The following is a 22648-nucleotide window of genomic DNA, read 5'->3' as shown; positions in this document are numbered from 1 at the left end:
GTCCCCAGCGCAGTTCAAGTGTCCACGCCGCCGTCGTACCGTCGTAGCTCCACCAGGCTACGAGAGGGGCAGATATGAGGCCGCGGCCCACTGCGCTCGGCTACCTCCGGACCGATGTGTCCTGTATTGGGCAGCTCTGGGATGAGCACCAGATCCGGACTCTTGCAACCAGACTCGGATACGACTTTGCGGGAACGGTCGTCTACGACCCGGCAAGCGGGCGCCCACCGATGGATCGAATCAAACGCCAGATTGTGCGCCTGGACGCTGAGGCGGTTGTCGTGCCGTGCACTGATCATTTCGAAGGCGGGAAGGTGCCGGCCGATCTCGTGCAGCGGGCGGACGTGGTGACTGTTGCTCCGGAGGATACGTACGCGCGATGGTCGACTGGGTTCGTCGATGTCCGGAACCGGTGATGCGCTCAGTGTGATAGCCATCCGGCGAAGCGGCGGGTGAGGAAGGGGGTGATCAGCCAGACCATTGCCGCTACGGCGATGGGGAGGATGCAGGCGAGGCGGAGTGGGGTGGGGAGGGGGTTCAGGAGTGGGGCTGTGAGCATGACCAGGGCGGTCAGCATGGGGTAGAGGCCCAGGAGGGTGAGGAGGTAGAACTTCCACTTCGGTGGGTGGGCAGTGGGATTCGCGGGGGTGGTGCCGGGGGCTTCGGTGCGGGGGGACGGCGTCATGGGGGCCTGCTTTCTGGTCGGTCTGTTGTGAAGGGGACGAGATAGGCGGGGGAGCTGTGACAAAGCGGGTGTGGTGAATTCTTCGCAAACCGGGTGGGGCGGAGACCAATCGGTGTGGAGTGGGCTTCGTGCGGGGGCGGTGGGCTGTATCTTCGACTGTTGTGGCCTCCTACCTGCATGAAGGTTTGGTCGAGCTATTCCGGAGTCGGCCTGAGCTGGCGGCGGGGTACCTCGGCGATGTGTTTCGAATTGACTTGCCGCCCTTTGCTTCTGCGCGGACCGAAGACGGGGGCGATGCCGGGGCGGAGCCCGAGGAGTGTTTGGGGGATGCGGCGGTCGCGTTGATCGACGAGGCGGGGGTGCCGGTGGCGGGGATCGTGGTGGAGGTTCAGCTGCACCGGGATGAAAGCCGCAGGTGGTCGTGGCCTACGTATGTGGCGGCGCTGCGGTCTCGGTTGAAGTGCCCGGCCTATCTGCTGGTGGTTTCGTTGAAGCCGGATGTGGCCCAGTGGTGTGGGGGCGAGATCACCATGGGGCATCCGGATTGGATTCTGCGGCCGCTGGTTCTCGGCCCGCAAACCATTCCCACGGTCGAGCCCGACGCCGTGCTGGAAGTGCCGGAGCGGGCGGTGCTTCCGGCCATCGCGCACGCCGAAGGGCCGGATGCCGAGCGGGTGCTGTCGACCTTGTTCGCGGGAATGAGCCGGGTGGGGGAGGCGCACTCGACGATGTTCTATGACGTCGTGTACGCGGCGCTACCGGTGGAGGCGCGCCGGGAGCTGGAGATTCAGAAGGGCAAGATTCAGGGGCGGGCGCGGTCGGTGCTGATCGTGCTGGATGCGCGCGGGATACCGGTGCCCGATGATATTCGCGCACGCATCCTCCGCTGCGGGGAGCTCGGTCAGCTCGACGCCTGGCTGCGGCAGGCGGTGTCGGCGGAGGCCATCGACGATCTGTTCGTGTGAGCTCAGATCGGGCGGCGGGCAGCGAAATGCGCTATCGCGCCCGAGGTTTCGAGCTGGAGCTGTTCGAGCCCGGCGTCGGCGATCCACTGCGCGAGATCGGTGGGCGTGCCGCCGGGGCCGAAGATGCCGGCCATACCCATGACGGTGGCGGCCGCGGTGCCGCGCGGGTGTGCGCCGCGCACGATGCAGTCGCCGATCAACCGGCCGCCGGGTTTGAGGCAGCGGGCGAGTTCGCGCACCGCCGCGGCGGGGTCGGGCAGGCAATGTAAACCGTTGAGCGACAGGATGATATCGAAGCGACCGTCGGAGAAAGGCAGGTGGAGGATGTCGGCCTCCACGAAGTCGATGCCGGTGAGCCCGAGCCGGTCCGCCTTCTCCTCGGCGCGCTCGAGCATGCTGGGAGAGATGTCGGCGGCCACATAGTGCAGACCGTGATCGGTGGGCAGCGCATCGAGGGCGATACCGCCCCCGCAGGGCACGTCCAGCACTTCGGTCCCGGCCGGAAGATCCCGCAGCACTTCGAGATTGCGGTAGACGAGCCGCGAATCGGTGCCGAACAGCGCCCACCCGATCGGCCGGGCCAGCTGCCGGTTCTCGATGCCCGCGTTGTAGAGCGCGCCCCACACCGCCTCGAACGCCCGATTTCGCCACAGTGAGGAAGGATTGATACGAGGGATATCCAGTACCTTCATGGCATCCATGATCCCTCCGAACCCATGGAAAAAGACCGGTACGGGCGGGAAAGCCGCTGGTTACCAGGTAGGGAACAATCGCGCCTCACCTCGGTTTCGTTTCGATCGACGGGGTCGCGCACGGTCCCCGGCCTGCCAGGCTGAGGCTATGAAGCTCAACGTAGAGCAGGGCGGAACGCCGTTCTACGACGCGGGCACAGCGCCGCAGGAAGTGGCCCGCGCCGAAGTCGGACCGGAGGCGGTGGCCGTCAATGAATCGGTCCCCGGCGAACCTCCAGCACAGCCCGCCCCTGATGTCCTGCCCGATCTGACCATCGCCCTCGATCGCCGCGTCAATGCCAAGACCGGCCGGGAGGAATTCCGGCTCCTGCATCGCATCGGATACGACGACGACTCCCCGAACGGGGTCGGCCCGATTCGCGTCCCCGCCGACCTGGAGTGGACCACCGACCTCACCTCGGTGCCCGCGTTTCTCACCTGGCTGGTTCCGAAAACCGGTGCGCATCTGCCCGCTGCGATCCTGCACGACGGGCTGGTGCTGAACAAGGGCGAGGACGCCAGCTATATCGCCCGCTGCACCATCCACCGCGACGTCGCCGATCGCATCTTCCGCGACGCCATGGCCAAGACCGGCACCGGCGTGATCCGGCGCTGGATGATCTGGTCGGCGGTCACCGCGGCCACCATGCATCACGGTCGCCAGGTCGATTGGGGTCCGATCCGCAAGTGGCACTATCGATTCGCGCTGTGGGGCACCATGCTCGCGATCGTGGTGGTGGGTCTGTGGTGCACCCTCGACATCCTGGATGTGCCGGGCATCGCCGGGGTGCCGTGGATCGGGGAGCGGCCGTGGCAGGAACTGCTGGGTGGGTTCGCCGGGGCCATGGTGATTCCATTGGCGCTGGGCAGCACGTGGGGGAAGTTCCGTATGGCGGGGTGGATCATGGGGCCGCTGTGCGCGCTGATCGTGCCGGCCATCCTGCCGATTCTGGCCATCGGCGCGCTGTTCGTGGCGGTGGATCAACTGCAGAAGTGGCAACCGAAGGCGGCCGAGGCGCTGGCCTTCGTCTTCGTGGCGACAATGATCGGCATCTTCCTCGCCGCCTGGACGTGGGGCTGACAGGCTCGGAGTCCTCACTTGTATCGCTCTGCGACAGTGAGGGTTTGGCGGATCCGGCCCGCTCGCGACTGGATCGACCGTACTCTCGGTGAGCGGACCGGACGTCCGCTCGAGTCGAAGTGCCGGGGTGATCGACCATGCCTGCCGTGGTGTTGGAAGCCGAAGGGCTCACCAAGCGGTACGGCGGCGTGGAAGCCTTGCGGGGAGCCAACTTTCAGGTCAGCGCCGGAGAAGTCGTCGCACTCATCGGGGACAATGGCGCGGGGAAATCCACCCTGGTGAAATGCCTGTCGGGCGCTGAACAGCCCGACAGCGGCCGGATCCTGCTGGACGGCAAGGCGACGCGACTGGGTTCGCCGACGGCGGCGCGGCGGCGCGGCATCGAGACGGTGTATCAGGATCTGGCCGTCGCACCCGATCTGGACCCGGCCGCCAACCTGTTCCTGGGACGCGAAGTATTCCGGCGCGGACCGCTCGGCAGACTCGGCATGCTCGATCGCAAGCGCATGAGAGTGCAAGCAGCCGAACACTTCCGGAAACTCGGCGTGGTCCTGCCGCGCTTGGATGTGCCGATCGGAGCCCTGTCCGGCGGGCAGCGCCAGACCGTCGCGGTGGCGCGGGCGGTGCTGTGGGCGAGCCGGGTCGTCTTCCTCGACGAACCGACCGCCGCGCTCGGCGTGGTGCAGCGCGAACGCGTCCTCGACGTCGTGCGCCGCATCCGGGACCAGGGCATCGCGGTGGTGTTGATCAGCCACAATATGCCCGAGGTACTGGCCGTCGCCGATCGCGTCGAAGTGTTGCGCCTAGGGCAGCGCGTAGCCCGATTCACCGCGGCCGACGTGACTTTGGAGCAGCTCGTCGGAGCCATGACCGGTGCGCTCACCACCGAGGACACCGCGTGAATCGGCCGGCCGTGAGCATGGAGAACCTGCCCGCCCCCACGCGCTGGCAGCGCATCGCGGGCGGCGGGACGCTGTGGATCGGGCTCGTCCTGGTGGTGCTGTACGCGGTGTTCAGCCTGCTGCGCCCGCACGCCTTCCCGACCCGATTCACCTTGCAGACCTTGCTGATCGAAACCTCGGTGCTGCTGGTGCTGTCGATCGGCATGACGTTCGTGATCATCACCGGCGGCATCGATCTGTCGGTGGGCATGGTGCTGATCTTCTCCGGCGTACTGGCCGCCAAGACCATGGAACGGCTGAGCCCCGGCGGGGACGCCACCCAGGCGGGCTGGGGTCTCATCACGCTCGGCCTGCTGACATCGATTGCGGGCGGGGCACTGTGGGGTCTGATCAATGGACTCCTGGTGGCCAAGGCCAAGATCCCGCCGCTGATCGTCACCCTCGGCTCACTCGGTGCCGCGCTGGGTGCCGCCCAGCTGATCACCGGCGGCGTCGACACCCGCACCGTCCCCGGGAAGCTGCGTGACACATTGGGTTTCGGCACCCTGCTCGGGGGCGTTCCCATTCTGGTCCTGGTGGCGGCGACCGTCACCGTGGTGGGTGCATGGCTGCTGCACACCACCCGATTCGGTCGCTACACCTATGCGATCGGCTCCAATGCCGAGGCTTCCCGCCGCGCCGGCATCGGCGTGACGCGGCACCTGACCCTCGTGTACCTCATGGCCGGAACCCTGTCCGGCCTGGCCGGATTCATGAACCTGGCGTATTTCGGCACCACCACCATCGCCGGGCACGGCACCGACAATCTCGATGCCATCGCCGGTGTCGTGATCGGCGGCACCAGTCTGTTCGGCGGCACCGGGACGGTGCTGGGCACGGTGATCGGCGTATTCATTCCGTCGGTGCTGCGCAAGGGTTTCGTCATCGTGGGCGTGCCCGTGTTCTGGCAGCCCATCGCGGTGAGCGTCGTGCTCGTGGCCGCCGTGTGGTTCGACCAGCTGCGCCGGAGGTCCCGAGACCGCAAATAGGACAACGCATTTCGAAGGTGAGGGCAGTGCGATGAGGACCGGTGGACGCGTGGCCGTATGGGCCGCGGTGATGGTGACGGCCGCGGCCGCGGTGACCGGCTGCGGCGGGTCGGTGAGCGATTCGGGCGGCACCGACGCCAAGAAGCTGGTGCTCGTGCCGGGGGTGGCCAACGAGCCGTTCTATATTTCGATGCAGTGCGGGGCGCAGGCGCAGGCCGAGCAGCTCGGGTACTCCTTCGATACCCAGGCTCCCACGCAATTCGATGCCTCCCTGCAAACTCCGGTGCTGACCGGCGTGATCGCGGGTAAGCCGGGGGCGATCCTGATCGCGCCCGCGCACGCGCAGGCGATGGCGAGTCCGATCAAGCAGGCCAAGGATGCGGGCATCAAGGTGATCGAGGTGGACACCGCGCTCGAGGACACCTCGATCGCACTGTCGTCCATCTCCTCCGACAATACGAAGGGCGGCGAACTGGCCGCGCAGACGCTGGCGAAACTGGTGGGGGACAGGGGGCCGGTGCTGGTGATCAATACCAAGGCCGGCACCTCCACGACCGATCAGCGCGCCCAGGGCTTCGAAGCCGAGCTGAAGAATCACCCCGGGATGACGTCACTCGGCGTGCAGTACAACAACAATGAAGCGGCTCAGGCGGCCTCGATCGTGACCGCGACCTTGGCCGCGCACCCGGATCTGGCGGGCATCTTCGCCACCAATCTCAGTTCCGCCGAGGGCGCGGCCACCGGCCTGCGCAATGCGGGCAAGCTCGGCCAGGTGAAGCTGGTCGGATTCGATGCCAGCCCGAAGCAGGTGCAGGATCTGAAGGACGGCACGATTCAGGCGCTCATCGCGCAAAATCCCGGCGACATCGGCAAACAGGGCGTCGATCAAGCCGTGGCGGCGCTCGAGGGCAAACCGCTGACCCGCACGATCCGCACCGACATGATCGCCATCACCCAGGACAGCCTGGCCACCAACGAACAGTACTTCTACAAGTCGAAATGCTGAGCGCCTCTTACGATGTGGTGCGCTTCGCGAGGTCGGCCCGGGCCTTGGCGAACCAGTCCTGCGTGCCGACCAATCCGGCTGCGATGTCCTTGCGCGCGCCATTGAATCCGTAGAGGTTTCCCGCGTAGCGGGTCAGGACCGAGCCTTCGGGTTCCTCGAGTTCGGCCAGCATCTCGGCGTCATCGAGCAGGTAGGCGACGGCGGCCAGGTCACCGGCGAGCCACTCGGACCGGTAGGCGTCCCAGCCGTTCTGCCGCACCGCCAGGGCGCGATCGACGAGCTCCGTGCGCAGGGCGTCACGGTCGGTGTCGGTGGGCTGCCTGGATTTGAGGTGGTCCCAGTTGACCCGTTCTGCATCGGACACGTCGAGTTTCCGTCCTTTCCGGGGGTGGACTGTGCGCCACGGGACACGCTAGTGGACCGCTGGAGCGTGCCCGTCAGCCGTGCCGACGAGCGGGGTTCAGGCGGATCTCGATGTCCTCGGACGACGTCTCCGGAACGGGTTCGGCTGTCACCCGGACCCGCAGTGCGCGACCGGTTTCGGACTCCACGAACGACAGCGGTGGGCGGCCGTCCTGCAAGTGCTTGTCTCCCCACTGCATGAGCGACATGAATACCGGCAGCAGGTCCTCACCGGCCTCGGCCAGCCGATACTCGTCGTGGACCCGCTTGCCCGGTTCTTGATAGGGGACACGCGCGATGATCTGTGCGGACTCCAGCTGTTTGAGCGCACGCGACACCGCGGGCGCGGACGTCCCGATGCGGGTCACGAAATCTTCGAATCGGGTTGTGCCGTAGAAGCATTCGCGGACGACGAGGAATACCGTCTTGGTGCTCAGCAACCCCAGCACGCGTTCGGCCGAGCATCCGTCACCGATCGCCCAGGCGTCCCGGTCGCGCAGTCGCTCCTCGAATTCCATCGCCACTCCAGCATTGTAACTAACGCTTGCGTTAGTCAGCGCGGTCGTGCTTCCATCTAACTAACGTTATCGTTACTTAGATGGAGGATTCCGATGGTTGCAGTACAGGGCCGGGTCGCGGTGGTGACCGGTGGGCGGCGCGGACTCGGCGCGGCACTGGTGGACGAACTGCTGGCACGCGGCGCACGCAAGGTGTACGCCACCGCCCGCACGGCCTACACCGACGACCGGCCCGAGGTGGTCACCGCCCAGCTCGAGGTCGGTTCGGACGAGTCGGTCGCGGCCTTCGCGGAGCTCGCCGCTGACGCCGAACTGGTGTTCAACAATGCGGGCGTGCTGCACCCGGCCTCACTGCTGACCGGTGAATTCGACTCCATCGCAGCGACTTTCGACATCAATGTGTTCGGTCCACTGCGCGTCGCGCGGGCCTTCGCGCCGATCCTGGCCGCGCACGGCGGCGGTGCACTGGTCAACATGCATTCCGTGCTGTCGTGGCTGGCCGGCAGCGGCGCGTACGGGGCGTCCAAGGCGGCGGCCTGGTCCCTCACCAACTCGCTGCGGCTCGAACTGCTGCGCCAGAACACGCAGGTGGTCGGCGTGCATGCGGGATTCATCGACACCGACATGGTCGCCGCCATCGACCGGCCCAAGGCCACCCCCGCCCGGATCGCCGCCCAAATCCTCGACGGCCTCGAAGCCGACCAGCCCGAAGTGCTCGCCGACGAGATCAGCATCCAAGTGAAATCAGCCCTGTCCGGCCCCGTCGACCGCCTGACCTTCTCCGCCGCCTGACCAACCAGGAGTACCGAACCACCATGCCGCTCTGGACAATTCACCACACCCCCGGCACCTTCACCGCCGACGAAAAGCACAAGCTCGCCGCCCGCATCGCCGACCACTACGAAAACGTCGGCCTGCCGCGCTTCTACGTCGTAACCGTTTTCCATGAAACCCACCCCGAGAACTTCTACGTCGGTGGCGAACCCACCTCCGCCGGCGTCCGCATCACCATCGACCACATCGCCCGCCGCAACCCCGACCAGGCCAGTCGTCGCCGCACCGCCGCGTGGATCAAATCCATCCTGCAACCCCACCTCGAGCAGCTGCCCGACCTGCACTGGGAATTCCACGCCGACGAAACCAGCGAAGACCTCTGGATGATCAACGGCTTCGCCCCGCCCCCGGGTGGCTCCGACGCCGAAAAGCGCTGGGCGGAACAGAATTCGACGTCCGAATACTAGGCCCGCGTTTCGTCACGTGCGCCGAGTCTGAAGGTTCACCCGCCACATTCGGCGCAGGTCGAAACAGAGATCGCCCACCCCCGTCCGCGGCCTAGCCTGGGCGAGGAGGTGCAAGCGGGGATGTCTGAACGACTGAAGGCCATACTGTCATGGGCGGTCATAGCCGTTGTCGGAGTACTGATCTGGCAGGGCTGCGACGACAACGAATCCGGCCCGTCACGAGTCGCCCGAGTCGGCGACTGTGTCAAGGAAACAGGCGAAGACTCGGTCAAAAAAGTCGACTGCACCTCCTCAGAAGCCCAATACCGAGTAGTAGGCGAACTCGACCACGCCACCATCATCGGCCTCGGCGCCTGCGACGCCTACCCCAGCACAGAAAAGTTCTACTCCGCCTACTACACCGGCGGCAGCGGCGGCGGCTACACCCTCTGCCTCAGCAAGAAATAGCCCGCAGCAACGACCCAATTTCGCGGTCATCTCAAATGGGCTTCTCACGAAACCCCCGCCGAAGTCGAAATCGGTGTGTCACACGGGGTCTCGGAGTAGTTCGCACGTCTCGTGCCTGACGGACCGTCGACTCCGCACGACGCGTTGTTCCGCAAGATCCTGGGTCGCCGCGAGGATATCGAGGGAGAGTTGCGCGCCAACCTTCCGCAGTTCGTGGAGCTACCCGACGCAACTGACAACCGCCGAACAACTCCTCGCGCAGGGGCGCGCCGAGGGGGAGGCCACAGGGGAAGCCAAGGCGATTCTGCGGATTCTGAGCCGCCGGGGCATTGCGGTCACCGATGCCGCGCGTGCACACGTCATGACCGACATCCTGGTCAATCCCACATCGGCCTCCCGCACCCATCCTCGCCAGATTGGGTGAGAGCTGACACTGACAGTCAAGAGTGGTACGGGCGTACATGCGAGCCCAGTTTTTCGAGAGATTCGTTCTGGTTTCGTTTCGTTGAGTGCGACCAAACGTAAACGATTAGTTTGCGGCGTCGCATCAGGGAAGGAGAGAGGCTGACCTCCGATAAGGTTCACTTATCGGAGGTTAGGACGGCAGGAAAGGGATTTGGGTGGAAAGGGTTTCGTTTCGTGTTGTTGCGTTGGGAATGACGGAACCAACGCTACGATTTGCGGTGTGGCGAGCATTTGTAACTACCCGGGGTGTACGAAACCGATTACTCGTGGCGGGGGGCCGGGGCGGCCTTCGGAGTACTGCGATCATCCGGACCACACGCGGTGGAGGGCGTGGCGGGAGCGGCAGCGGCGGTTGCAGAGTGAGGGTGAGGAGACGGTTGCCAACGTCACTGTGACGCAACAGGGTCCGGTTACTGCGGCTCGGCTGCGGGCCGATGAGTTGCTGGTGCAGTTTCGGGGGGTGGCTGATCAGCTGGGGGCGACGTTGACGGCTGCGGTGGCGGAGCTGTCGACGCTGGCGGATCCGGCGGTGGCCGAGGCGCAGGTGCAGGCGGTGCAGGCCGATGCGGCTCGGCGGATTGCCGAGGCAGAGATGGCCACCGTGGCGGCCGAGCAGCGGCGGCGGGAAGCGGAGGACGCGCGGGCGGCGGCCGAGGAGGCCGCGGAGGATGCGGTGGGGGTGGCCGAGGGAGCGGATGCGCGGATCGCGGAGGCGCTGGCGGCGCGGGATGACGCGCTGCGGGAACTCGAGCGGGTGACCAAGCAGGCGGCCGATGAGGTGTTCGCGGCGCGCAGTGAGGCGGAGGCCGAAATCCGTACGGTGCGAAGGGAAACCGCGGAGGAGGTGGAGCGGATCCGGGAGCAGGCGCGGGAGGAGATCGAGCTGGCGCGGTCGAAGGCGGCGGCCGAGATCGAGCAGGTGCGGCGCGAGGCCGGCCAGCGGATCACCGCGGCCGGGGCGGAACGGGATCTGGCGGTGCAGCGGGCCGCTGATGCCGAGCGTGCCATCGAACGGGCGGAACAGGCTGTGGCCGAACGCAATCAGGTAGTGGCCGAGACTCGGGTCGAGCTGGAGCGGGTGCGGGCGGAGCTGGATGCGGTGCGCGGCGAACTGTCGGAGGTGCGGCGGGTGGCGGCCGCGGATGTGGCGGCGGTTCGGGCGGAAGGGGCTGCCGCGCTGGAGAAGATGCGCAAGGATGCCGAGCAGCGGATCGCCGCGCTCGACGATGCGCGGGCGCAGACGCTCACCCGGGCCGAGCGGGCGGAGCGACAGCTCGACGCACTGTTCGCTGCGCGTACAGCGGAGGCCGAGCTGTCCGGTTCGTGAGGTTTTTCGGCGGCCGGAAATCGCATGCCGGGTGAGCAGGCGGTTCCGCGCGCGGAAAACGGCTGCCGCCGAAGGGATTCCCAGGGGCGCGCTGGTACGGCAGGCTGTAAGCGGTCACGAAACCTTCGTGACCGCAAGCAACCGGATGCTGGGTTGGCCGAAATCCGCAGGGGCATTTCGGTGAAGGGGTGATGACGATCGTCGTAGCGCGAGTTGTAGCGAGCTGCATCGACGGTGGTGAGGGCGCGATTTCATTTGCAAAGAACGCGCCAGACCGTTCCGCTTGCTGGGCGGAAACCGGTATCGTCAGTGGAAACACTCCACCGCCCGGGGGCGATCTGGAATGATCTTCGATCGTGATTCGGCCGGACCGCGGACAGCCCGTGCGATCACCGACCGCTGGTGCACCGAAAGGTAAGGGTGACAGGTGAATATCAACGCCATGCGCGCACGGCAATCCCGGCCGAGCGTCGCTCGTACGTACAGCTACATACTGGGCGGCCGGGACAACTATGGGGCCGACAAGGATCTGGGCGATTCCTTCAAGGAAGACCTGCCCGGTTCCGAGCAGCTGGCGATAACCAACCGAGCGGCGGTCATCCGGGCGGTACGCACCGTAGCGAAGGCAGGCGTGCGGCAAGTGATCGATATGGGCTGCGGCCTGCCCGCCGAGCCCAATGTGCATGAGGTACTGCGCCAATACCATCCGGACGCAACCATCGTCTACCTCGACAACGACCCATTCGTCGCACCGCACGGCCGCGCGCTGCTCGCAGTCGACAACAACATCGCCATGCTCGAGGCCGACGCCCGCGAACCGCAGAAGATCTTCGACGAGCCGGAGGTGCAGCGGCTCATCGACTTCGATCAGCCGGTCGCCCTGCTGTTCAGCGCGGTCCTCAGCTTCGTCGAGGACGACGAGGACCCGGCAGGCGTGGTGCGCTTCTGGACCGATCGGGTCGCGCCCGGCAGCTACGTCTACATCTCGCACTTCCGTCCCGGCGAGACCCGCGAGGCCGCCGCCACCGAACGAAAGATCTTGGAGGCCTTCGGCGGTCGCTTCCGCTCCAGCGCCGACATCCTCGCGTTCTTCGACGGTCTCGAGCTGCTCGACGAGGGCCTGCTCCCGTGCCGGCAGTGGCATCCCGAAGCCGGTATGCCGACCACCGAGGAGAAGGAACTCACCAGCTGGGAAGAGCTGATCGTCGCCGCGATAGCCCGCAAGGCCTGAACGCCGGATTCACCGCGAGGGCGGTTCCCGCCACCCTCGCGGGCAGCACGGTAACCCCCACACAGCGAATCAGTGCACGAACCACCCCGTCGCGCCCACGGGAACGTCGGCGTCGATGCGGGGCGCATGCTGATCGAAGTACAGCTTCGCGGTGAGCTCCGCGCGGCTGCGCACCTCCAGCTTGGCGAACACCCGCTTGATGTGATCGTCCACCGTATGCGCGGAAAGCGCGAGCGCACGGGCGATTTCGCGCCGCGTGTACCCGCCGGAGAGCAGCCGCACCACATCGCGCTCGCGGGCCGTGAGCCCGTAGGCATCCGCCACCAGTTCGGCGATCTCGACCGGCCGCGCCGGTTCCACGATCACCGAGATGCGCCGCGGATCGGCGTGCAGCCGCTCGGCGTGCAAGGTCAGCCACCGCCCGGTACGGGTGCGCACGCGGCTGCGCACCGCCGTCACCGCGTACGGAATGCGATGTGCGGCATCGAGACCGTCGTCTATCTCGGCCAGCCACGCCGCCGCCCCCGCCGTCGCGTCGAGCACGGTGAGCGACTCGTCCAGCAGCACCAGACCCGGACCGGCGGGCCGATCGGCGGTGGCGATATCGGTGAGCACCATCTCGCGCCGCAGCGCGCCGGCCACCCCCGCGGTGGACTCCTCGATCATGCGCATCTCGGTAGCGGTGAAGTCGCCGACATCGGTGCCGCGCAGCAACACCAGCGCACCCCAGATCCCTGAGGACGTGGTGAAGGTGACGCGCAGCTCGTGGCCGATGCCGCCGGGTGTCAGCACTTCGCGAAAGCGTTGGCTGCGTTCCCGTTTGCCGTCGGTGGCCCGATCCAGCGTGTCCACCCGCAGCCCGGCCCGCGACATGGCCGGCCAGGTCAGCGCGTCCTGTCCGCGCGCCTCGATCTCGAGCAGCAGCGGAATCAGATGCAGCGCCACCCCGGACTCGTGATACCCGCCGGTCGGCAGGAGAGAAGCCGGGTCGATGGTCAGCGCACACCAGGCATCGAACGGCACGGCCTCGGCGAGCTGGGTGGCGACCGCGCGTTCCAGGGCGATCGCACCGGAGGTCGTGCGGCACAATTCCTCGATCGCGCCGGTCAGCGCAGCGAGCGACGCTTTGGCCATGCAAGCAGTATCCCCCCGGCTACGATCACCCGCGATCCCCGATTCCGGGGATGGTGACGCACCGGCGACCGCGCGCACCGTGGAACCATGACGATCACCGGAGACGCGTCGCTGCAGGGATTCGCGGGCGGCCTGCTGCGCCCGGACGACGCGGAATACGAACAGGCCCGGCACATTTGGAACGGCGCCATCGACCGCAGACCCGCCTTCATCGCCGCCTGCCGCACGGCCGCGGATGTGGCGAGCGCGGTGCGTTTCGGCGTGCGGCACGAGCTGCCCATCGCCGTGCGCGGCGGCGGGCACAGCATTCCGGGGCATTCGGTGTGCGAGGGCGGGCTGATGGTGGACCTGTCGCCGATGAAATCCATCCGAGTGGACGGCGAGGTCGTGCACGTCGAACCCGGGGTGCTGTGGCGCGAACTGGACGCGGCCACCGAGGCACACGGGCGCGCGGTGCCCGGCGGGGAGATCTCGCACACCGGGGTCGCCGGGCTCACGCTGGGCGGGGGAATCGGCTGGCTGTCCCGGCAGTACGGGCTCAGCTGCGACAATCTGCTCGCGGCCGAACTGGTCACCGCCGAGGGCGCGGTGCTCGAGGTCGACGCCGAGCGGGATCCGGAACTGCTGTGGGGATTGCGCGGGGGCGGCGGCAATTTCGGAGTGGTCACGCGGTTCACCTTCCGGCTCAATCCGATTCCGGTGCCGATGTACGCCGGCATGGCCATCTATCCGATCGAGGACGCCCGCGCGGGACTGCGCGCCCTGGTCGAGCTGGCCGCCGAGGCTCCGGATGCGCTGGGGCTCAGCGCCGCCTTCATCACCGCACCACCCGCGCCCTTCATTCCCGAGCCGCTGCGGGGTCGGCTCGTGATCGCCCTGGGTGCGGCCTACACCGGAGCCCTCGACGAGGGCGCGGCCTTGACCAAGCCTTTGCGCACGGTGGCCGCCGACGGCGTCGACCTGTTCGGCCCGATGCCCTACACGGCCTTGCAGTCGATGGTCGATGCGGGCGCGCCGCACGGGCTGGCCTGCCATGCCCGCGCGGAGTGGCTGCGGCCGCTCGACGACGCCGGCATCGACGCGCTCATCGCGGCGGCCTCGGCCATGACGTCGCCGCTGTCGCAGGTGCTGGTGCGCGTACTGGGTGGCGCGGTGGCGCGAGTTCCCGAGCAGGACACCGCATTCCGATTCCGCGATGTGGATTCGGCGGTGAACTTCGTCGGCGCCTGGGCCGATCCGGCCGATCCGGGGGAGCAGCACGGGGCGTGGGCGCGCCGCTCCTGGGAGAGCATCCAGCCCTGGTCGGCGGGCGGCGGATACGTGAATCTGTTCGGCGCCGAGGACGGCATCGGCCGGGTCCGGGAGGCGTACGGCGCGGCGACCTGGCTGCGGCTGGTCGCGCTCAAACGCCGTCTGGACCCGGCGAATGTGTTCCAGCTCAATCAGAACATCCCGCCGGAGGGGTGAGGATCAGCGGGGAGCGCGCCACATCGGCCACAGCAGCGGCCCGCCATTGGTGGCGTCGAGCTCCCCGTTCTTCTCGAACCCGAAACGCTCGTAGTACGGCACGTTGTCCGGTTTGCTCGATTCCAGGTAGGCGGGGACGCCCTCGGCGTCGCAGCGTTCCAGCCGGGAATGGAGCAGCGCCTGACCGAAGCCCTTGCCGCGGGCCGAGGGCAGGGTGCCGATGAAGGCCAGATACCAGTGTGGTTCGCGCGGATGGTGTTCGGCCATCCGATCCGACATCTTGGCCGCCTGCGGCAGCCGGGTGCGGAAGGCGCGGCCCAGCCCGGGTAGGCAGCGTAGGAGGGTGAGTTTCGAGGTCTGCCACAGCCCGGGCGGCGCCCACACCGCCGCGCCGACCATGGCCCCGGTGTCGTCGAGCGCGACCTCGACGCCGCCGCCGTCCAGGAATTGATGCCGGGTCAGGGTGGCGAACATGATGGCATTGCGCCGAGCGCGGGCCGCCTCGTCGGGGATCAACCACATGGGAATGGGATCGTCCTGGAAGGCGATACCGAGAACTCGGCCCAATTCAGGAATATCCGACGACAGTGCCGGGCGAACCGTGACATCCATGAACCCACGGTACGCGGCATGATCGCCGACCGGAGACAACTCGGCCCGCGGCTACCCGATGGGTTCGGTGAACAATCCGTGCGCGGGGGATCGCAGCGGCAGCGGCTGCAGAGAATCGCTGTGCCCCTTGGTAACCGAGCAGTGCTTGAACGGTCCGCCCGGGTCGAACAGTTCGCGCATGTGCGGGTCGGCGTGATCGAGGAACCACACGCTCAGACCGGTTCTGGTGTCGAGCCGGTAGTGTTCCCAACTGCGCCACAGACATTCGAGCCGCACGACGCCCTCCGCGTGTTTCCACCATTCGGGGCACCAGGCCCGGCGCGAATGCTCGCTCACATCGCGCCGGTACACCAGGCTCAGATAGTTTTCGACGAATTCCACCACGGACGCGTAGACCATGGTCTGCCCGTTTTGGCCCTTCATTACTCCATTGAAGCGGTCGCCTCTGAGGCGAGGCTTGTAATTTCCTTGTGGGCGAATGAGGTTCGCAAGGGCGCGGCGGCTCGAGCATCATGGGTGGGCACGATGGTCACCGTGTGGCGAGCCAGGTGCAGGCGGTGCAGGGTCTTGAAGGTGAGTTCGCGGTCGTCGTCGGCGAAACCGCCCGGGTAGGCGGACTTCTGGCGGATCGTGTCGATCTGCAGGTGGTGCCAGGCGGCGTCACCGGCGAGCAGCACCCAGCCGCGATCGGTGTGGGCCAGCACGCCGATGCTGCCGGGTGTGTGGCCGGGCAGGTCGACCAGGACCACGCTGCCGTCGCCGAACAAATCGTGGCTGCGGGTGAAGGTGAGCACGGGCGGGCCGTCGAGGTCGTAGTGGACGATGGGACGGTCGCGCAGGGCGTCGCGGACGCCGCCGACGGGGGCGACGTCACCGGTGGTGACCCAGCGGTGTTCGGTGCTGTGCAGGTGCACGGGCAGGCCGGGCAGGTCCAGCAGGCCGCAGACGTGATCCCAGTGCGCATGGGTGGGCAGCGCGAAATCCGGTGCGGGAATGTGGGTTTCGTTGGCGAGGGCGGTGACCGTGGCGAGGGTGCCCGGGGGCGGGCTGACCACCGCGCGCAGCACCGCCGGCAGTTGCGCGACGGCGCGCTCGACGGCGTCGTGGCACACGCTCGGGTCGACGAGGAAGGTCGCGTCCGGATGCTCGACCACGAAGGTGGTGAGGGCGTTGCCGACGTGCCGCGGGGTGAAGACGCCCTCGACGACGATGGCGGTGGGGACCGGGCGGGCCAGCTGTTCGAGGGCCGTCACGCGGACGGTGCGCCGGGGCGTGGGCAGTCCGGCATCGGTGATCGAGCGCAGGAACCGTTGGTCGGCCGGGCGCGGGCGCACCAGGCCGCGGACCAGACCCACTGCGGCGGAACAGCATTGGAGCAGGCTGGGGGCGTGTGCTCGTTCGGACATGGTGCACTCTCCGATCGGTTTCGGGCTCGAGCGGCTTGCACGGCCGCCGTGATCGGTGGAACCCTAATACTTCACGTCGACATGAAGTAAAGGGTGAAATCATGACCACAGCGCCGTTGATGCGCATCGGTGACGCGGCAGCCGTGCTCGGCCTGGAGGCGCATGTGCTGCGCCACTGGGAATCGATGGGGCTGCTGCATCCGCCGCGCAGCGCCTCCGGGCACCGCGTCTACGACGAGCAGACGCTCAACCGCGCCCGCATGATTCGCATCCTGCAGCGCACGGGGCTCTCGCTCGATCAGATCCGTCAACTCGCGATCAGCGATCGGGCCGACCGTCTCAGCCTGGTCGACGGCAAGCGCGCCGAGATCCGCGAACGCATCGACCTACTGCAAGCCACCGATCGATTCCTCACCCACCTGCTCACCTGCAGCCACCGCATTGTCGCCGAATGCCCGGACTGCCTGGAGTTCACGACCCGGGAATACGCCCAGGACAACGGTTTCAGCGCACAGCCAGCGCGATGACCTGAGTGATCTGCTTCTCGGCGAAGTTGTCGTCGCTCACCAGCACCAGCGTGCGCTCGCCCGAGGCCAGCCGCGGCCCCCACGTCATCGCCTCCACATTGTCGATGGCGCCCAGCCCGACATCGGCCAGATCCACCACCAGCCGCTTGCTCACCGGCCGCGCCCCGGCCACCGAACCGTCGAGCACATTGGTCGCTCCGGTGAGGTCGGCCTCGAAAATCCGTATCCTGTTCCCGGCCCCTTCGACGAAAGCCCGTTCCAGCACAAGATATTTCGCCGGATCGACCGCATCGGCGGCCAGGATCGACGCCACCCCGTTCCCGCCGTTCCCCGCCGCGAACACCGGCTCCAGCGGATACGCGTACTGCGCCAGCACCGGCCCGAACCGTGCCTGCACGGTGATCCGCGTGAGCGCCCCCGCCTCCACGGTGGCTTCCGGGCCATCCTGCAGCAGCGGACTTTCCATTGCCGTCACGAACAGCGCCCCACCCGCCGCGAAGGTGGCCGCCTCCAGCGCCCCGTTCCGTCGCGGTCCCGAATCTGCCCGCATCCGTTCGTTATCCGGAATGGGAAGCTCCCCGGCGAACGACCCATCCGCCCGCGCGACCCGCACCGACGGGTCCACCAGCGCACCGTCGGCCCGCTCACCCTCCAGCGTCCAGTAATAGTCCCCACTCCACGGATCCACCCGAATCTCTTCCGGATCCACCGAGTTCACCGGATACGTGCCCCCGTCGACCGTACGGAACGCGTGCGTCCCGGTGAACGTCACCGCCCCGATCCCGTTGCCGTCCACCGGAATCCGCGCCGTGTAGAATCGAGCCGGATTCTTCGCCGACCGATCGTCGCTGATCAGCACGTACTCCCCGGTCCGCGAGTCGTAGTCGATCCCCGACAACCCGCCCACCGTCGTCCCGTGGAACTGCGCCCCGAACGGCACCACCCGCTCCCCGAGCAACCGCACCCCCGACGGCTCCTCCGCCGACGCGGGAGCAATGCCGCCAGCGACCGCCGACAGCGCGACCATGCACGCGAACCCAGCCCGGATCATGATCACAACGTATCGCCACCCCCGCCCACCCGGCCGGTAGCCTGCGATGAACCTTTGCTGACGGCCCGGAATCCTGAAGTTGACACAGCCCCAATCAGATTCAGGGACTGCATGATTCGTCGGTTCTCTGCTGGCCGGGTCACTGTTCGCCGAAGGGCGCGGAGCTCACCGATGCCGGTGGTCCGATCGTTTCTCGGCGGCATCGAGTGCGGGGGCGAGTGGTGCGAGGCAGGTGCGCAGTAGCTCCGGCAACGCGCCGGACGGCACCACGAGTCCGCCGGCCGCCAGGGAAAGCGCGGTGGGTTGCAGCCATTGTTGGAGGGCGATGCGGACCGCGGCGGTGACAGCGGCCGCGAGCACGCGGGCGGTGTGCGGGTCGGCGTCGCCGAGGCGCCCGGCGATCGCGTCGGTGAGGGGATGCTCGATCGCGGTGGCGGCGTGGACGAATGCGTCACGCAGTGCGGGGCGGGTAGTGATCAGCAGCAGCGCGTCGCGCCCGGACTCACTCTGCGTGGTGTATTGATCCACGATCGCGTCGATGACGGCGTCGGCGAGCGGGACGGTGGCGGGCCGAGCGGCCACCGCGGCCGCGACCCGTGTTTCCCGCTCGGTGGTGACGGCGGCGACGATGGCCTGCTCGCGGCTGGAGAAGTAGTTGTTGTAGGTCCGCGGTGAGACGCCGGCGGCCTCGGCGATGTCGTCGACGCGCACATTCTCCGGCCCGCGCTCGAGCGCCAGCCGAAGTGCCGCCTCGCGCAATGCCTCCCGGGTGGCCTGCTTCTTCTGTTCGCGGAACCCACTCCGTCGTGTCGTCACGGTCTCAGCATCCCATTGCAGGTGCGCGCACGCAAATTTGCGCGCACGCACTTTTTCGCCCTAGCCTGGCGTCCATGACCGTCGATGTTGTGATCAATGGAGCCGGCCCGGCCGGGCTGATGCTGGCCTGCGAGCTGAGCCTGGCCGGGGTGCGGCCGCTCGTATTGGAGCGGCTGGCCGCACCCAGCGCCGAACCGAAAGCCAACGGACTGCTCGGCCAGGTCGTGCAACTGGTGGACCGGCGGGGCCTGTACGCGTCGCTCAGCGGCAGTGCGGTTGCGCCGCAACCGAATTCGACCTACTTCATGTTCGCCGCGATGGCGCTGGACCTGAGCCTGCTCGAGGACAGCCCGATCTACGGTCTGGCCGCCCCGCAACACCACATCACGCGGGTTCTGGAAGAGCGCGCTGTCGAACTCGGCGCGCAGATCCGGCGCGGGCACGAGGTCCTCGGCCTCGCACAAGACGACGACGCGGTCACCGTGGAGGTCGCGGGCCCGGACGGAACCTACCGCCTGCGGGCCGGCTATCTCGTGGGCGCGGACGGCGCGCACAGTCTCACCCGCAAACTGTCCGGCATCGAATTCCCCGGCGTCAGCTACGACCGCACGACCGGTCGGGCCGCACACGCAACCATCCCGTCCGACTGGGTGGACCCGGCAACCGGCGCGCTGACCGTGCCCGGCTACGGGACCATCCAGCCGTTCCTGCCGCTGCGCACCGAACGCGGAGGCTTCTCCTACGCACCGTTCCCCGGGCAGCCGCCCCTGATCAGCACCACCGAGTGGGACCAGCCCGACACCGACGTTCCCATGAGTCTCGACGAGCTCCAGGCGAGCGTAGGCCGGGTCCTCGCCGCCGAGCTGCCATTGGATCCACCCTCGGGCCAGGGCCCGCACGTGTTGCGCCGGCTCCGCGGCGGCAACACCCGAATCGCCGACCGATTCCGCGACCGTCGAGTCTTCCTCATCGGCGACGCCGCCCACATCTACACCGCGGGAGGCGGTCCCGGACTCAATCTCGGCCTGCAGGACGCGGCCAACCTCGGCTGGAAACTCGCCGCCGCCATCCTCGGCAACGCCCCGGCCGGGCTGCTGGACAGCTACGAAACCGAACGCCGCCAAGCGGCCTCGCGCATGGTCACCTACGCCCAGGCGCAATCCGCGCTGATCGCACCCGGCAGCGATGTGACCGCCCTGCGCACCCTGTTCACCGAACTGCTGCTGGACCAGGACACCGTGCAGCGTCTGGCCGCCCTCACCGCAGGCGCCGACATTCGCTACGACATGGGCGGACCCGAAACCCACCCGCTCATCGGCCGTTTCGCCCCGGACATGGACCTGCTCACCCCGAACGGTCCACTCCGATTGGCCGAACTGACCAGGACCGCACGGCCCCTGCTACTCGATCTGACCGCCGACACCAGCCTGGCGGAAGCGTTTCCCGAATGGCACGACCACCTCGATATCGTCGCCGCGCACCCGCAACCAGGATCGCCCGCCGCCCTGCTCCTGCGCCCGGACTGCTACGTCGCCTGGGCCACCGCATCCCCCCACCCCGACGCAGCGGACCGACAGGCCCTCCACGCTGCACTGCACCGCTGGCTCCGCCCCACCGACCCCGCCCACCCGTGACCCTCGGCCGCAGCAAAATGCTCGGCAATTTCCCGGCCTTGCGCGCGTTCGTAGTCGGCGGCAATCCGAGCCGAGTTGGCCAGCAGTTTGTCGCGTAGTGCCGACTCGACGAATGCGGACAGCTCGATGCCCATCTGCTCCGCAACCTCCTTGCACTGTGACAGCACGTCTCATGCAAGCTCAGCGCGGTATCAGCTTCCAGAAACGACGCCTGAACGGCGGTCTTGCACGCTGCTTCGATTCCCATAATGCTTGCGCCCGTGGGTAACCGGAATCTGGGGGGCGCGTGAGTTCAGGTGGGCCGTTGGTGATCGAGGCCGCGATCAATGGGTCGATGTCGAAGGATGTCAATCCGAATGTGCCTCGGTCGGTGGAGGAGATTGTCGCGACGGCGCTCGCCTGTGTCGAGGCCGGTGCGTCCATCGTGCACCACCACAATGACGAGCCGAATGTCGGTGAGCCCAGCGTGCATTCGGTCCATCCCTACCACGAAGCGTGGAGCAGGATCTGGGCGCACCATCCCGGGCTGCTGATGCACCCGACGACATCCGGTGAGCGGTCGTGCGCGATCAGTGATCGCTTCTCACATATCGCCGAACTGCATCGACGCGGTGCCCTGACCATGACCACTGCCGATGCGGGATGCCTCGCGCTGGCGTTCGACAGCCCCGGAGGACCGATGCCATTGCCCGCCTTCGGTAATTCGGCCGACGATGTCGACTGGATATTCGGCTGGTGTCGTGAGGCCGATCTGCCACTGCATGTGTCGATCTTCGAGCCGGGATTCCTGCGGCTCACGCTCGCGCATCACAGGGCGGGGCGGCTGCCGGAGCGGACGAAGATCCAGTTGTATTTCGGGGGAGAAGCGGCACTGTTCGGTCTGCCGCCGACGCGGGCCGGTCTCGATGCCTACGTCGAAATGCTCAGCGGCACAGGACTTCCCTGGATGGTGGGAGTGCCGTGGGGAGACGTGCTCGGCTCGGGGCTCGCTGAGGCGGCCGTGCGCGCGGGTGGCCATGTTCGAGTCGGCCTCGAGGATTACGCGGGGGCCGGGCAGCCAACCAACGAAGAGTTGGTGGCGGGGGCGGCCGAGTTGGGTGTGCGGCTCGGTCGTCCTCCGGCCGGGGTGGGCGAGGTTACGGGCGCACTGTGGGGTTAGTTCCAGGCTCGTTCGTGCGGGCGGCTCGGGCCCAGACCCGGACTGTGGGCGGGGCGTGGAACCAGCGCTGGTGGTCGTTCAGTTCGGCTTGGGCGGCGGCGATGACGGTGGGTGAGAGTCCTTGTGCCATCAGGGTTTCGGTTGATTTCGTCCAGGTGAGGCGCCACATGCGTGCCGGCGGGGATGCGCCGCGGAACATGGGGATGGTCGCTTCGGCGTGGATGTCGGTGAGGCCGAGTGATTGCAGGTGGGCGGGTAGGTTTCGGGCCCAGGATTGGTTCGCGCCGGCGGCTTCGGTGGCGCGGGCGAAGGCTCGCCAGACTTCGCCGAATGCGCCTGGCATTTCGTGGTGGACGCCGAGTCCGTCGCCTTCCTCGAGCAGGAGCAGGCCGCCCGGGGCCAGTGCGCGGATCAGGCGTCGCAGCACGATATCGCGCTGGGCGATGTGCAGCAGGACGAAGCGGGTGTGGACGAAATCGAAGGCGGATTCGGGGAGTTCGCCGGTGACCAGATCGATGCGGGCTGTTTCGCCGCCGAGGTCGGGGAGGTCGGTCAGGTGGCGGGGGTCGGCATCCACGGCGAGGACTCGGCCGCCCGGCAGGGTGGCGTCGCACAGCCATCGGGCGAAGGAGCCGCCGCCGGCTCCGGCTTCCAGGCAGCGCCAGCCCGGGCCGACGCCCAATCGCTGTGCGAGCGCGATGCTTTCGGGGTCGTAGGCCGCGCCGAGCAGGGCGAGGCGTTCGTCGGCGAGGTCCCATTCGTTGGGCAGGGTGTAGTGCGGAGGCTGTGGCGCGGACGCGGTCATGGCGGGGA

At 67.7% G+C, this 22648-nt stretch carries 25 protein-coding genes; 14 read left to right on the top strand and 11 right to left on the bottom strand.

Going from position 1 to position 22648, the window contains the following annotated elements; translation table 11 throughout:
• Positions 1-421 precede the first annotated feature (421 nt).
• Positions 422-685, bottom strand: a complete 264-nt coding sequence (locus H0264_RS24315; protein WP_181579686.1) for a putative antibiotic biosynthesis monooxygenase — start codon at positions 683-685, stop codon at positions 422-424.
• A gap of 161 nt (positions 686-846) precedes the next feature.
• Here H0264_RS24315 and H0264_RS24310 point away from each other — a divergent pair, with 161 nt between their 5' ends.
• Positions 847-1650, top strand: coding sequence for a hypothetical protein (locus H0264_RS24310; protein ID WP_181579685.1), 804 nt, complete (start codon positions 847-849; stop codon positions 1648-1650).
• Between the two features lie 2 nt (positions 1651-1652).
• Here H0264_RS24310 and H0264_RS24305 read toward each other — a convergent pair whose 3' ends face one another.
• On the bottom strand, positions 1653-2351 hold the full coding sequence (locus tag H0264_RS24305) for a class I SAM-dependent methyltransferase (protein WP_244975931.1): 699 nt from the start codon (positions 2349-2351) through the stop codon (positions 1653-1655).
• Positions 2352-2490: 139 nt separating this feature from the next.
• On the opposite strand from H0264_RS24305, the gene H0264_RS24300 reads away from it, so the two are divergent.
• The 4 genes from H0264_RS24300 to H0264_RS24285 all read left to right on the top strand — a co-directional run bounded on the left by H0264_RS24300 (position 2491) and on the right by H0264_RS24285 (position 6398).
• Positions 2491-3462, top strand: coding sequence for a DUF1353 domain-containing protein (locus H0264_RS24300; RefSeq protein WP_181579684.1), 972 nt, complete (start codon positions 2491-2493; stop codon positions 3460-3462).
• Between the two features lie 137 nt (positions 3463-3599).
• On the top strand, positions 3600-4364 hold the full coding sequence (locus H0264_RS24295) for an ATP-binding cassette domain-containing protein (protein WP_181579683.1): 765 nt from the start codon (positions 3600-3602) through the stop codon (positions 4362-4364).
• Positions 4361-5392, top strand: coding sequence for an ABC transporter permease (locus H0264_RS24290; RefSeq protein ID WP_244975930.1), 1032 nt, complete (start codon positions 4361-4363; stop codon positions 5390-5392). The genes H0264_RS24295 and H0264_RS24290 overlap by 4 nt, the downstream gene beginning before the upstream one ends.
• A 31-nt stretch (positions 5393-5423) precedes the next feature.
• A complete protein-coding gene (locus H0264_RS24285) occupies positions 5424-6398 on the top strand; it encodes an ABC transporter substrate-binding protein (RefSeq protein WP_181579682.1) in 975 nt (324 codons plus the stop codon).
• Between the two features lie 7 nt (positions 6399-6405).
• On the opposite strand, the gene H0264_RS24280 is transcribed toward H0264_RS24285, so the two are convergent.
• The gene (locus H0264_RS24280) at positions 6406-6762 is read right to left on the bottom strand and encodes a hypothetical protein (protein ID WP_181579681.1); all 357 of its coding nucleotides are present in this window, start codon (positions 6760-6762) and stop codon (positions 6406-6408) included.
• Positions 6763-6835: 73 nt separating this feature from the next.
• Entirely contained in the window at positions 6836-7318 is a 483-nt protein-coding gene (locus tag H0264_RS24275; RefSeq protein ID WP_220140079.1) for a winged helix-turn-helix transcriptional regulator, read from the bottom strand.
• Positions 7319-7411: 93 nt separating this feature from the next.
• Between H0264_RS24275 and H0264_RS24270 the strand changes: the two genes are divergently transcribed.
• The 5 genes from H0264_RS24270 (at position 7412) to H0264_RS24250 (ending at position 12029) form a co-directional block, all read left to right on the top strand.
• The gene (locus H0264_RS24270; RefSeq protein ID WP_181579679.1) at positions 7412-8110 is read left to right on the top strand and encodes an SDR family oxidoreductase; all 699 of its coding nucleotides are present in this window, start codon (positions 7412-7414) and stop codon (positions 8108-8110) included.
• 23 nt (positions 8111-8133) lie between these two features.
• Complete coding sequence (locus H0264_RS24265; RefSeq protein WP_181579678.1) at positions 8134-8559, top strand: tautomerase family protein; 426 nt, start codon at positions 8134-8136, stop codon at positions 8557-8559.
• Between the two features lie 120 nt (positions 8560-8679).
• Positions 8680-9006 carry an LppU/SCO3897 family protein gene (locus H0264_RS24260; RefSeq protein WP_181579677.1) on the top strand — a complete coding sequence of 109 codons (327 nt, stop codon included), beginning with the start codon at positions 8680-8682 and terminating at the stop codon, positions 9004-9006.
• Positions 9007-9931: 925 nt separating this feature from the next.
• Positions 9932-10798 carry a coiled-coil domain-containing protein gene (locus H0264_RS24255; RefSeq protein WP_244975929.1) on the top strand — a complete coding sequence of 289 codons (867 nt, stop codon included), beginning with the start codon at positions 9932-9934 and terminating at the stop codon, positions 10796-10798.
• Between the two features lie 427 nt (positions 10799-11225).
• Complete coding sequence (locus H0264_RS24250) at positions 11226-12029, top strand: SAM-dependent methyltransferase (RefSeq protein WP_220139831.1); 804 nt, start codon at positions 11226-11228, stop codon at positions 12027-12029.
• A gap of 69 nt (positions 12030-12098) precedes the next feature.
• Here the strand turns inward: H0264_RS24250 and H0264_RS24245 are convergent, their stop codons facing one another.
• A complete protein-coding gene (locus H0264_RS24245; RefSeq protein ID WP_181579675.1) occupies positions 12099-13163 on the bottom strand; it encodes a helix-turn-helix transcriptional regulator in 1065 nt (354 codons plus the stop codon).
• A gap of 87 nt (positions 13164-13250) precedes the next feature.
• Between H0264_RS24245 and H0264_RS24240 the strand changes: the two genes are divergently transcribed.
• Positions 13251-14630, top strand: a complete 1380-nt coding sequence (locus tag H0264_RS24240) for an FAD-binding oxidoreductase (RefSeq protein ID WP_181579674.1) — start codon at positions 13251-13253, stop codon at positions 14628-14630.
• A 3-nt stretch (positions 14631-14633) separates the two neighbouring features.
• Here H0264_RS24240 and H0264_RS24235 read toward each other — a convergent pair whose 3' ends face one another.
• Genes H0264_RS24235 through H0264_RS24225 form a run of 3 tightly spaced genes read right to left on the bottom strand, consistent with a single transcriptional unit; the run spans position 14634 to position 16648 of the window.
• Entirely contained in the window at positions 14634-15242 is a 609-nt protein-coding gene (locus tag H0264_RS24235) for a GNAT family N-acetyltransferase (protein WP_181579673.1), read from the bottom strand.
• A 51-nt stretch (positions 15243-15293) separates the two neighbouring features.
• On the bottom strand, positions 15294-15665 hold the full coding sequence (locus tag H0264_RS24230) for a DUF4913 domain-containing protein (protein ID WP_244975928.1): 372 nt from the start codon (positions 15663-15665) through the stop codon (positions 15294-15296).
• The gene (locus H0264_RS24225) at positions 15665-16648 is read right to left on the bottom strand and encodes an MBL fold metallo-hydrolase (RefSeq protein WP_181579672.1); all 984 of its coding nucleotides are present in this window, start codon (positions 16646-16648) and stop codon (positions 15665-15667) included. Before H0264_RS24225 ends, H0264_RS24230 begins: the two co-directional genes overlap by 1 nt.
• 101 nt (positions 16649-16749) lie before the next feature.
• Between H0264_RS24225 and H0264_RS24220 the strand changes: the two genes are divergently transcribed.
• Positions 16750-17175, top strand: coding sequence for a MerR family transcriptional regulator (locus H0264_RS24220; RefSeq protein ID WP_181579671.1), 426 nt, complete (start codon positions 16750-16752; stop codon positions 17173-17175).
• Here the strand turns inward: H0264_RS24220 and H0264_RS24215 are convergent.
• The gene (locus H0264_RS24215) at positions 17153-18226 is read right to left on the bottom strand and encodes an esterase-like activity of phytase family protein (protein WP_244975927.1); all 1074 of its coding nucleotides are present in this window, start codon (positions 18224-18226) and stop codon (positions 17153-17155) included. The two genes, H0264_RS24220 and H0264_RS24215, sit on opposite strands and share 23 nt — an antisense overlap.
• Positions 18227-18391: 165 nt before the next feature.
• The gene (locus H0264_RS24210) at positions 18392-19042 is read right to left on the bottom strand and encodes a TetR/AcrR family transcriptional regulator (protein ID WP_181579670.1); all 651 of its coding nucleotides are present in this window, start codon (positions 19040-19042) and stop codon (positions 18392-18394) included.
• Between the two features lie 74 nt (positions 19043-19116).
• Between H0264_RS24210 and H0264_RS24205 the strand changes: the two genes are divergently transcribed.
• Entirely contained in the window at positions 19117-20676 is a 1560-nt protein-coding gene (locus tag H0264_RS24205; RefSeq protein ID WP_181579669.1) for an FAD-dependent monooxygenase, read from the top strand.
• 286 nt (positions 20677-20962) lie between these two features.
• The gene (locus H0264_RS24200; protein WP_276514511.1) at positions 20963-21835 is read left to right on the top strand and encodes a beta-keto acid cleavage family enzyme; all 873 of its coding nucleotides are present in this window, start codon (positions 20963-20965) and stop codon (positions 21833-21835) included.
• Here H0264_RS24200 and H0264_RS24195 read toward each other — a convergent pair.
• On the bottom strand, positions 21813-22640 hold the full coding sequence (locus tag H0264_RS24195; protein WP_181579667.1) for a class I SAM-dependent methyltransferase: 828 nt from the start codon (positions 22638-22640) through the stop codon (positions 21813-21815). The genes H0264_RS24200 and H0264_RS24195 overlap by 23 nt on opposite strands.
• Positions 22641-22648: the final 8 nt, after the last annotated feature.

The sequence above is a fragment of the Nocardia huaxiensis genome (genome assembly GCF_013744875.1).
GTDB classification, from domain to species: domain Bacteria; phylum Actinomycetota; class Actinomycetes; order Mycobacteriales; family Mycobacteriaceae; genus Nocardia; species Nocardia huaxiensis.
This window is presented reverse-complemented; position numbering and strand designations above follow the sequence as displayed.

Excerpts from the sequence above, each read along its gene's own strand:
- H0264_RS24220 (WP_181579671.1), top strand. The coding sequence starts at position 16,750 with ATGACCACAGCGCCGTTGATGCGCATCGGTGACGCGGCAGCCGTGCTC.
- H0264_RS24235 (WP_181579673.1), bottom strand. The coding sequence starts at position 15,242 with ATGGATGTCACGGTTCGCCCGGCACTGTCGTCGGATATTCCTGAATTG.
- H0264_RS24265 (WP_181579678.1), top strand. The coding sequence starts at position 8,134 with ATGCCGCTCTGGACAATTCACCACACCCCCGGCACCTTCACCGCCGAC.
- H0264_RS24225 (WP_181579672.1), bottom strand. The coding sequence starts at position 16,648 with ATGTCCGAACGAGCACACGCCCCCAGCCTGCTCCAATGCTGTTCCGCC.
- H0264_RS24285 (WP_181579682.1), top strand. The coding sequence starts at position 5,424 with ATGAGGACCGGTGGACGCGTGGCCGTATGGGCCGCGGTGATGGTGACG.
- H0264_RS24270 (WP_181579679.1), top strand. The coding sequence starts at position 7,412 with ATGGTTGCAGTACAGGGCCGGGTCGCGGTGGTGACCGGTGGGCGGCGC.
- H0264_RS24230 (WP_244975928.1), bottom strand. The coding sequence starts at position 15,665 with ATGAAGGGCCAAAACGGGCAGACCATGGTCTACGCGTCCGTGGTGGAA.
- H0264_RS24315 (WP_181579686.1), bottom strand. The coding sequence starts at position 685 with ATGACGCCGTCCCCCCGCACCGAAGCCCCCGGCACCACCCCCGCGAAT.
- H0264_RS24260 (WP_181579677.1), top strand. The coding sequence starts at position 8,680 with ATGTCTGAACGACTGAAGGCCATACTGTCATGGGCGGTCATAGCCGTT.
- H0264_RS24195 (WP_181579667.1), bottom strand. The coding sequence starts at position 22,640 with ATGACCGCGTCCGCGCCACAGCCTCCGCACTACACCCTGCCCAACGAA.
- H0264_RS24295 (WP_181579683.1), top strand. The coding sequence starts at position 3,600 with ATGCCTGCCGTGGTGTTGGAAGCCGAAGGGCTCACCAAGCGGTACGGC.
- H0264_RS24205 (WP_181579669.1), top strand. The coding sequence starts at position 19,117 with ATGACCGTCGATGTTGTGATCAATGGAGCCGGCCCGGCCGGGCTGATG.
- H0264_RS24245 (WP_181579675.1), bottom strand. The coding sequence starts at position 13,163 with ATGGCCAAAGCGTCGCTCGCTGCGCTGACCGGCGCGATCGAGGAATTG.
- H0264_RS24275 (WP_220140079.1), bottom strand. The coding sequence starts at position 7,318 with ATGGAATTCGAGGAGCGACTGCGCGACCGGGACGCCTGGGCGATCGGT.
- H0264_RS24300 (WP_181579684.1), top strand. The coding sequence starts at position 2,491 with ATGAAGCTCAACGTAGAGCAGGGCGGAACGCCGTTCTACGACGCGGGC.
- H0264_RS24240 (WP_181579674.1), top strand. The coding sequence starts at position 13,251 with ATGACGATCACCGGAGACGCGTCGCTGCAGGGATTCGCGGGCGGCCTG.
- H0264_RS24215 (WP_244975927.1), bottom strand. The coding sequence starts at position 18,226 with ATGATCCGGGCTGGGTTCGCGTGCATGGTCGCGCTGTCGGCGGTCGCT.
- H0264_RS24305 (WP_244975931.1), bottom strand. The coding sequence starts at position 2,351 with ATGGATGCCATGAAGGTACTGGATATCCCTCGTATCAATCCTTCCTCA.